The sequence below is a fragment of the Longimicrobium sp. genome, from assembly GCF_036554565.1.
Classification (GTDB): Bacteria; Gemmatimonadota; Gemmatimonadetes; order Longimicrobiales; family Longimicrobiaceae; genus Longimicrobium.
Genome location: NZ_DATBNB010000167.1, coordinates 1 through 8,205 on the forward strand (window position 1 = coordinate 1; position 8,205 = coordinate 8,205).

General features: G+C 71.3%; 8 protein-coding genes and 1 pseudogene. 3 read left to right on the forward strand and 6 right to left on the reverse strand.

Annotation, left to right across the window (positions count from 1 at the left end; translation table 11 throughout):
* From VIB55_RS04585 to VIB55_RS04595, 3 genes and pseudogenes are all read left to right on the forward strand, one after another.
* Window positions 1-315 (forward strand): annotated as a pseudogene (locus VIB55_RS04585) (flavoprotein); the annotation flags it as partial.
* Window positions 312-1,589, forward strand: coding sequence for an MFS transporter (locus VIB55_RS04590; RefSeq protein WP_331875490.1), 1,278 nt, complete (start codon window positions 312-314; stop codon window positions 1,587-1,589). The pseudogene VIB55_RS04585 and the gene VIB55_RS04590, both read left to right, overlap by 4 nt.
* Window positions 1,586-2,095 (forward strand): arsinothricin resistance N-acetyltransferase ArsN1 family A, encoded by a 510-nt coding sequence (locus VIB55_RS04595; RefSeq protein ID WP_331875491.1) that lies wholly within the window; start codon window positions 1,586-1,588, stop codon window positions 2,093-2,095. The genes VIB55_RS04590 and VIB55_RS04595 overlap by 4 nt, the downstream gene beginning before the upstream one ends.
* A 343-nt stretch (window positions 2,096-2,438) precedes the next feature.
* Here the strand turns inward: VIB55_RS04595 and VIB55_RS04600 are convergent, their stop codons facing one another.
* From VIB55_RS04600 to aroB, 6 genes are all read right to left on the reverse strand, one after another.
* Entirely contained in the window at window positions 2,439-2,738 is a 300-nt protein-coding gene (locus tag VIB55_RS04600) for a hypothetical protein (protein ID WP_331875492.1), read from the reverse strand.
* A gap of 6 nt (window positions 2,739-2,744) precedes the next feature.
* The gene (locus tag VIB55_RS04605) at window positions 2,745-2,960 is read right to left on the reverse strand and encodes a hypothetical protein (RefSeq protein ID WP_331875493.1); all 216 of its coding nucleotides are present in this window, start codon (window positions 2,958-2,960) and stop codon (window positions 2,745-2,747) included.
* Between the two features lie 355 nt (window positions 2,961-3,315).
* On the reverse strand, window positions 3,316-4,362 hold the full coding sequence (locus tag VIB55_RS04610; RefSeq protein WP_331875494.1) for a hypothetical protein: 1,047 nt from the start codon (window positions 4,360-4,362) through the stop codon (window positions 3,316-3,318).
* Window positions 4,359-5,108: a DUF3108 domain-containing protein gene (locus VIB55_RS04615; protein WP_331875495.1), complete on the reverse strand. Its 750-nt coding sequence runs from the start codon at window positions 5,106-5,108 to the stop codon at window positions 4,359-4,361. Before VIB55_RS04615 ends, VIB55_RS04610 begins: the two co-directional genes overlap by 4 nt.
* On the reverse strand, window positions 5,109-6,494 hold the full coding sequence (locus tag VIB55_RS04620; protein ID WP_331875496.1) for a glycosyltransferase family 2 protein: 1,386 nt from the start codon (window positions 6,492-6,494) through the stop codon (window positions 5,109-5,111).
* 604 nt (window positions 6,495-7,098) lie between these two features.
* On the reverse strand, window positions 7,099-8,205 hold a 1,107-nt coding region (aroB, locus tag VIB55_RS04625; protein WP_331875497.1), incomplete at its 5' end, for a 3-dehydroquinate synthase.

Here is an 8,205-nt window from a genome sequence, read left to right on the forward strand (position 1 = left end):
CACCCGGAGCGCGACTTCTTCGTGGTGGGGATGAAGAGCTACGGCCGCGCGCCCACCTTCCTGCTGCTGACCGGATACGAGCAGGTGCGCTCGATCGTCTGCGCGCTGACGGGAGACATGGAAGGCGCACGCGACGTGCAGCTGGTGCTCCCGGAAACCGGCGTCTGCTCCACCGACGTGGGCGGCGCCACCTGCTGCGCGGCCGAGGGCGACGAGCCCGCGCCCATCGGTGGGTCGTGCGGCATCTCCGGGGGATGCGCGAGCCCCGCGAAGTCCTCGGGTCCGGGGCTGCCGGTGGTGGCGTGCTGCGGATGAGCACGCACGCGCTCGGTGCGGATGGATCGACCCGCCCCGCCGGGCGCCTGTACTACGGGTGGATCCTGGTCCTGGCGCTCGGCGTGACGGAAATGGTTTCGTACGGCACCCTGTCGTACGCCTTTCCCGTGTTCATCGCGCCGATGCAGGCCGAGTTGGGCTGGTCGGCGACGGCCATCACCGGCGGGTTCTCGCTGGCGCTGCTGGTGGCGGGTGCGGCGGCGGTGCCGGCCGGGCGCTGGGTAGACCGGCACGGCGCGCGCGGGCTGATGGCGTGCGGCTCCGTCGTGGCCGCTGCCGTGCTCCTCGCCTGGTCCGGAGTGGAGCACCTGTGGGAGTTCTACGCGCTTTCCGCCGCGCTTGGCGTGGCGATGGCCGCCGTGCTGTACGAGCCGGCGTTCGCCCTGGTCGCCAACTGGTTCGTGCGGATGCGCGGACGGGCGCTGACGGTCCTTACGTTTCTGGGCGGGTTCGCGAGTGTCGTCTTCGTCCCGCTGGCGACGGAGCTGGTGCGGGTTCACGGGTGGCGGCAGGCGCTGGTGTGGCTGGCGGCCATCCTCGCGGTGCTGACCATCCCGCCGCACGCGCTGCTCCTTCGCCGCCGCCCAGAAGACCACGGGCTGCACCCGGACGGCGCGCGCGAGCCCTCGCCCCGAGCCGCCACCGTGCGCACGTCCTCCAGCGACCTCCGGACCCTCGTGCACGATGCCTCGTTCCCCTGGCTGGCGGCGAGCTTCGGACTTGCGGCGCTCGCGAGCACGTCCGTGTTCGTGCACCTGCTGCCGCTACTGCTGGAGCGCGGGTATTCGCCGGGGTTCGCGGCGAGCGCGCTGGGGGCGGTTGGATTGATGGCGCTCCCCGGCCGGCTGCTCTTTACGCCGCTGGGTGACCGCTGCCCGCGCTCCGTCGTCACAGCGGCGCTCTTCGCCGCACAGGCGCTGGGACTGCTCGCCTTGCTGAGCGGACAGGGCCCCTGGGCGTCGTGGGCGTTCGTCGTTCTATTCGGCGCCGGCTCAGGGGCCATCACCCCAGCCCGCGCGGCGCTCGTCGCTGATGTCTACGGGCGCGAGCGGTACGGCTCGGTCGGCGGGGCGCTGGCGCTGGTGGTGTCCATCGCCCGCGCCTCCGCCCCCGTCGGCGCCAGCCTGGTGGCGGTGGCCGGCGGATACGCGGCGCTGCTGTCGATCCTGGTGATCCTCTCCATCGTAGCCGCCGCGGCGGTGCTCGCGAGCGCGCGGCCGATTCCCATCGCCTCCACCCCGGCGCTGTCATGACGGAGCCCAGCATCCGCCCCGCCCTCCCGGCCGACGCGCCCGCGATCGCCCGGATCTACAACCAGGGGATCCGCGGGCGGCAGGCCACCTTCGAAACGCGCGAGCGCACCCCGGGCGACGTGCTGCCGTGGTTATCGACGGCGGACCGCTACCCCGTGCTGGTGGCGGACTCCGCGGGAGAGGTCATCGGGTGGGTGAGCGCATCGGCGTACCGTGCGCGCGAGTGCTACGCGGGGATCGCGGAGTTCTCGGTGTACGTCGCCGAGCGCGCCCGCGGGCGGCGGATCGGGGACGCGCTGATGTCGGCGTTCGTGCCGGAACTGGAGCGCGCGGGGTTCTGGAAGGTGCTGTCGCGCATCTTCCCCGAGAACACCGCCTCGCTGGCCCTGTGCGAGCGCCACGGCTTCGCGCGCGTGGGCACGTACCGGCGCCACGCGCGCCTGGATGGCCGCTGGCGCGACGTGGTGATCGTGGAACGGCTGCTCGGAGAAGCGCTCGAGGAGTGAGCGGAGGGAGACGGCACACGACAAAACCCGTCCACCTCGAAATCTGTCATCCAGAGGCCCGAGCGCGCGGACTGGCCCGCAGTGCATACTCCGCAGGGCCGTGGGATCCAGCCTGAACCAGCACGAAACCGGGGCGCGGCAGCGACACGAAACCGTGAGACGCGGTCTTGGTCTGGAGCTGAGCCGAAGCCTTCGGGCCTGAACCCCAGCCTGCACGGGCGAATGAATTCGCTGCAACAACCACACGAAGTCCGCCTGCGCGGACTGGCTTGATTTGGTGCGGGGGGGACCGTGTGGCGCGCCCCGCGGCCCCGCGCAGTGAGTGAGGTGCGCGTGGACCTAGCTACCGCGGGGGGCGTCTGCTGTAGCGGTTGATCTCGTCGTGGGAAACAACGTCGACGAGCACAAGATTGGAACCATCGGGGATGGAGATGATCCGGTCACCACGATTCACGTACGCTTCCCAATAGTGCTTATCGGGTTTGACGGAGTGTGCCCGCAGGCTGGGGTGAGACGGATCGTCGAACAACAGTTTCACCCGCGCGAGGACCTGCTTGCGTACGGCGGGTTGAAGCAGTGCCAGAGCAGCCCGATACTGTTTCGTGGCTTCGAGCGTCTTGAACGCCGGCGCAGGCTGACGCACCGGAGGTCACGCGAGCCCATCGAGATAGGCGAGCGCAGCTTCCCGCGAATCGAATTTCTCGACTCGTCCATCCCGTCGGTCCGCTTCTGCCGCTGCGATCCGCGCCTGCATCTCGGGGTGATCGAACCAGTGCCAGTTCGCCGGCTTCCGCGCACGCGGCGGCACCGCCTTCCGAACCGCGCGAAGTAGGCGCACCGCTGCGCTGAACTTCAATCTGGGCATGACCGCGCCTTCTCCTCAGGTGTGCAGTTCGTTAACCAACAGGGCCTGCACGGCTACAGAACTGTACATCCCTGCCACATCAATGTCAACACTCTAGACGGATGAAGACGAAGTGGGCAGCCGCTCCGCGACGGCGAATGTCCGCGTGTGCGGACTGTGGACGGGAGAGTCCGTCGCCCGACCGCACGCGTGTGGCGGATCCCTCAGTCGCTGCCGATTGCGGTGCGTGGGAGGGTTCGCCGGGGCCGCTTCATCGGGATGACAACGGCAGAGCGGGGGCGCGCCACACGGGCGAAGAGTGCACGGCAACAAGCCAGTCCACGAAGGTGGACTTCGTGTGTTTGTTGCAGCGAATTCATTCGCCCGTGGAGCCCTCCTGGGCACCCCTCCCCGGACCGTCCAGCCGCTCGGCGATGGCCCAGGCCAGCAGCGGAACCATGATCTCGTGGTGCCCCGTGATGGAGAACCCGCGCCCCCCGCCGGAGCGCGTGGGGCGCTCCACCACGTTCACCCGCGGCCGGTAGTGGCGCAGCATGTCCAGGTCGCAGGTCACGAACCCGCGCGGACGCCCCTCGCCCAGGTTGCGCGCCACCGTCAGCGCCTTGAGGAACACCTCCGGCATCACCACCGCCGAGCCGACGTTGATCACCACGCCGCCCTCATCCAGCCCCGCCAGCGAAGCTGCCAGCCGCCGGAAGTCGCGGTGCCCCGTGTCGCCGATGGCCGCCCCGTTCGCCGCGGGGTGCTGGTGGATGATCTCCGCCCCCAGCGCCGGGTGAAGCGTGTACGGCACCCCCAGCCGGTATGACTGCAGGAGCAGCGAAAGCTCCGGATACGCCAGGTCGTCCCGCGCGTCCAGGTCGCGCGCAAGGGCCTCGCCCATCCCCCACCCCTCGCCCATCCCCCGGACGAACGCGCCGTTCATCCCGCGCCCCGTCTCGTCGGCCATCCCGAAGCTGCCATCGGCCAGGCCGGCCTCCACGTCTTCGCTGGTGCCGCCCCAGCGCGCCATCTCGTAATCGTGCACCCCTGCGGAGCCGTTCGACGCGACGTGGGTGATGGCCCCGCGCCGCATCAGGTCGATCAGCACGGGCGCCAGTCCGGTCTTCACCACGTGGCCGCCCAGCATCCACAGCACCGTGCGGCGCCGCTCCACCGCCGCGGCGACGGCGTCGGCCACGGCCAGGAACGACTCGGCCTGCAGCACGCGCGGGAGCGAGGCGACGAACGCGCCGAAGGTGCGCGCCCCCGGATCGGCCGGCGGGGGCGCGGCGAAGTCCTCGGCGAGCACCTTGTTGGGCCGCCCGCCGACGGGAACGGTGGTCACACGCGAAAGGTCCGCCTCGGGAACGTTTCCCGTGGCGGACCCCGCGTCCCGGTCCGGCTGCCGTTCGTCGCTCACGTGCCGGGGCGGAAGGTGCGCAGCAGCATGGTCAGCGACCCCACCACCGGCACCCGGCTGCGGATGAGCACGGGAATGCGGTGCTGGTCGTCGGAGAGGAACACCTCGGCGCGCCCGCCCTCGCCGAACAGCCCGTCTGTCTTGATCACCGGCTGCACCACGATGGTGCGGAAGCGGCCGGCCGGCACCGTGATGGTTTCGCGCCGCAGCACGCGGATCACCACCGGGTTTCCATCCGCCTTGAAGTACCGCTGCAGCGTGTACGTTGCGCCCACCTCCAGCGGCAGCGTTCGCGCGTAGTAGAGGAACGACAGGTCGTCCAGCGGCTGGTTCGTGGGGATGGTGCCCGTGCTCCCGTTCTCGCGACGGTAGGTGCGCGTTTCCGGGAAGAAGTCGTAGGTGCGGTTCCGCCGGTAGCGAACCTCGTGCACGTTCTGGTGAAAGCGGTGCGAGAACAGCCCGTCCGTGTCGATCCAGCTTTCGTAGATGTCGTTCACGCGGGCCAGCGTCACGCGCCCGTTCAGCGTCATGCGCGTGTGGAAGGTCTGCTGGCCGCGCACGTTCACCACCCCCAGCACCGCGAGCGAGCCCTGGCCCACGGACGCGCCCCCCAGCTTCACCTGGTACGTGGCGAGCTCACCGGCGCGGAACGGGGTGCGGTTCTGCGCATCCACCCCGGTCGCGCCCGCCACGACCGCCAGCAGGCCTGCGGCCAGCGGGCGTAGCGAAATCGAAGACAACTTCATCTATCCCTCGCTATCGGAGGCCGGGGCTTCCGCCCCGCCATCCGCTGCATTCTCGGTTTGTCCCGCCGGCTTTCGCCTGCGCCGCGGGCGCCGGGGCCGCTTGCGTGCGCCCCCTTCCGAGGCCGCCTGCTCACCATCCGCCCCGCTGTCCGCACCGCCATCGGCCGCAGCTTCGCCGGAGGCTTCCTCTCCCGCAACACTCGTATCCGAAGCGCCCTCGAGGGCCGCCGATGCGTCGCCGCCCTCCGTCCGCCTGGGCTTGCGCCGCCGCGGCTTCCGCTTCTTCACTACGGGCTCCACCACCTCGGCAGATGCGTCGCTGCCGGACTCCACCGGCGCCGCAACAGTCAACGTCTCAGCGTCATCCGCCGGGACGGCGGCGCGCTCTTCCCTCGGCTGGCGCGTCCGCTCGGGGCGGGTGCGCTTCGGCGGAGAGGCTTCGGCGCCGGACTCGTCCGCGGGGCGGCGCTCGCGGCGCGGACGGGCGGACCGTTCGTCGCGCGCGGGCTGGACGTCACGCTCGGGGCGGCCTTCACTCTCGGGCCGGCGCGAGGCCGGACCTTCACGCCGCGGCGCCGGGCGAGCGGGCGCTTCGGCGGGCACCGGTGCGGGCTCGGCGGCGGCGGGTGCGTCTGCTGTCCGGCGGGGCAGCGTGGAGATGCCCGGCGTGGCGCGGAACAGCGCCCAGGTTTCGCGGAGCGCGTCCCACGGGCGGAAGCGCGTTTCGCGCTCCCGGTGCGCGTAGCGCAGCCTCACCTCCGCCTCTTCGGCGCGGCGGGCGTGGGGCGCCACGCGCACCAGCAGCTCGGCGTTGGCCGCCCAGCCGGACCGTTCCAGCAGCGGCTTGCCATCCACGTCGGAAAGGGCGCGCCGCAGCACCTGCACGCGGTAGCCGCGAAAGCCCGAGAACGGGTCGCGGATTTCGCGCGGCAGGGCGGAGCGCTTCAGCAGCCAGGGCAGCCCGCGCCGCGACCAGCGCATTCCGCGCGTCAGCTCCACGTCCACTGCGGCGACGGTGGAACCCACGATGTCGGCCCCGCCCTCCAGCCGCTTGACCAGCGCGGGAATCTCTTCCGGCGGCTCGGTGAAGTCGGCCTGCAGGAACACGGCGACGTCGCGCTTGGGATGGGTGCTGAGCGCCGCCACCTCGCGGACCAGCGTCTCAAGGGCCGCCGCGTACCCGCGGTTGCGCTCGTGGCGCACGACGGTCAGCGGCAGCACGCGCGTGTACGGCTGCAGCACCTCGGCCGAGGCGTCGGTGGAGCCGTCGTCGACGACGACGATGTGGTAGTCGCGCCCGAACTCGGCCATCACCTGGCGGGTCCGCCACAGCAGGACCCCCACGGTTTGCGCCTCGTTCAGAACAGGGATGCAGATGTAGATCAAGCCTCGTCGTCCTCGTCGTCGTTCCGCGGTCCAACCAGCGATGGACGATACCCTGTCCCGAAGGGCCGGGTTCCCCCCGCGGCGCCCGTTCGCCGGGCTGATGGCCGCCCACACCGTCCGCGAATGAATGCCGGTCCGGGGCGGTGCGCCCCGGACCGGTGCATGGTCCTTCGTCCTTTCGCCCGCTCTCGCGGGCCCCCCTCCCCCGGCCCCTCCCCCGCAAACGGCGCGGGAGAGGGGAGAACTTCGATCGGGGTTCGACAGGCTGCCTCGCATGCCGCGGGAGCCCCCTCCCCCGGCCCCCTTCCCCCGCTGCGCAGGGGAGGGGCAGACCTGAATCGCGCTTCGGCGGACTGTGGCGCACGGGGCGGGAACGCGGGCGAGGAACCGTGCACTTCGGGAGACCCGGCGCATGCCCCTGACGGCCCTCTCTCCCCGGCCCTCTCCCCCGCAAGCGGGGGAAAGGGAGAATTCGATCGCGCCCCGGCCGGCTTGGTGCACCCGACTGCGCGTGCAGTCCGCGAAGGCGGACTTCGGGCCGTTGTTGCCGCGACTTTAGTCGCCCCAGCACGGCCGGGGGCTGGTCTTCTCTCCGTCGACGACCCTACCCCCGCATCCCCGCGCCCGCCAGAACCTCGGCGACGGTCTCGTCCGGCACCGGGTGGCCCCACACGCCCGCAGGACCCACGAACGGGCGGCCCAGGTCCTGGATCAGCGAGTACTCCACGCGGCCGTTGCGCGCCTTCTTGTCTACCCGCGTGAAGTCGATCACCTGCGACGCCTGGAAGTCGATGGGGAGCGAGGTGGGCAGCCCCAGGCGGGTGAGGATGCGCCGCAGGTGCGCGGACGTGCCCGCCGCGGTGATGCCGCTGCGCTCGCCGATGCGCGCCTCCTCCACCATCCCCACCGCCACCGCCTCGCCGTGCAGCAGCGTGTACCCCGACACCGACTCCACCGCGTGCCCGATGGTGTGGCCAAAGTTCAGCAGCTTGCGCGGGCCGCTTTCCTTTTCGTCCTTGGCCACGATCTCGGCCTTGATCTCCACCGAGCGCATGATCAGCCGCGCCAGCGCGTCGGGATCGCCGGCCAGCAGGGGGTCGGCGTTCCGCTCGATCCACTCCAGGTACTCGGCGTCGGCGATGGCGCCGTGCTTCACCGCCTCGGCCATGCCGGCCCGCAGGTGCGCGTCCGGAAGCGTGCTCAGCAGCTCGGGATCCACCACCACGCAGTGCGGCTGGTGAAAGGCGCCCACCAGGTTCTTGCCGGCGGGCGTATCCACCCCCGTCTTGCCGCCCACGGACGCGTCGATCATGGCAAGCAGCGAGGTGGGTACCTGCACCAGCGGCAGCCCGCGCATGTAGGTGGCCGCCACGAACCCGCCCAGGTCGCCCGGCACGCCGCCGCCGAAGGCGATCACCGCCGTGTCGCGGCCGCACCCGGACTCCATCATGGCGTCGCTGACCAGCGACCACGTTTCGCGCGTCTTCTGCGCCTCGCCACAGGTGAAGGCGAACACGTCGGTGCGGTAGCCGGCCGCGTGCAGCATGCGCGACAGGCGCACCGCGTACAGCTCGGCAACGCGGTCGTCGGTGACCACGGCGTAGCGGTGGGCGGGGCAGAAGCGCGACAGCACCGACGCCACGGTGCCGAACAGCCCGGGCCCCACCAGCACCTCGTAGCCGCGCGAGTTCGCTTCGGGAAGTGAAACCTT

What these genes read in the sequence shown, in the direction of transcription:
- VIB55_RS04590 (WP_331875490.1), top strand. Translation starts at nt 312, where the DNA reads ATGAGCACGCACGCGCTCGGTGCGGATGGATCGACCCGCCCCGCCGGG.
- VIB55_RS04595 (WP_331875491.1), top strand. Translation starts at nt 1,586, where the DNA reads ATGACGGAGCCCAGCATCCGCCCCGCCCTCCCGGCCGACGCGCCCGCG.
- VIB55_RS04605 (WP_331875493.1), bottom strand. Translation starts at nt 2,960, where the DNA reads ATGCCCAGATTGAAGTTCAGCGCAGCGGTGCGCCTACTTCGCGCGGTT.
- VIB55_RS04615 (WP_331875495.1), bottom strand. Translation starts at nt 5,108, where the DNA reads ATGAAGTTGTCTTCGATTTCGCTACGCCCGCTGGCCGCAGGCCTGCTG.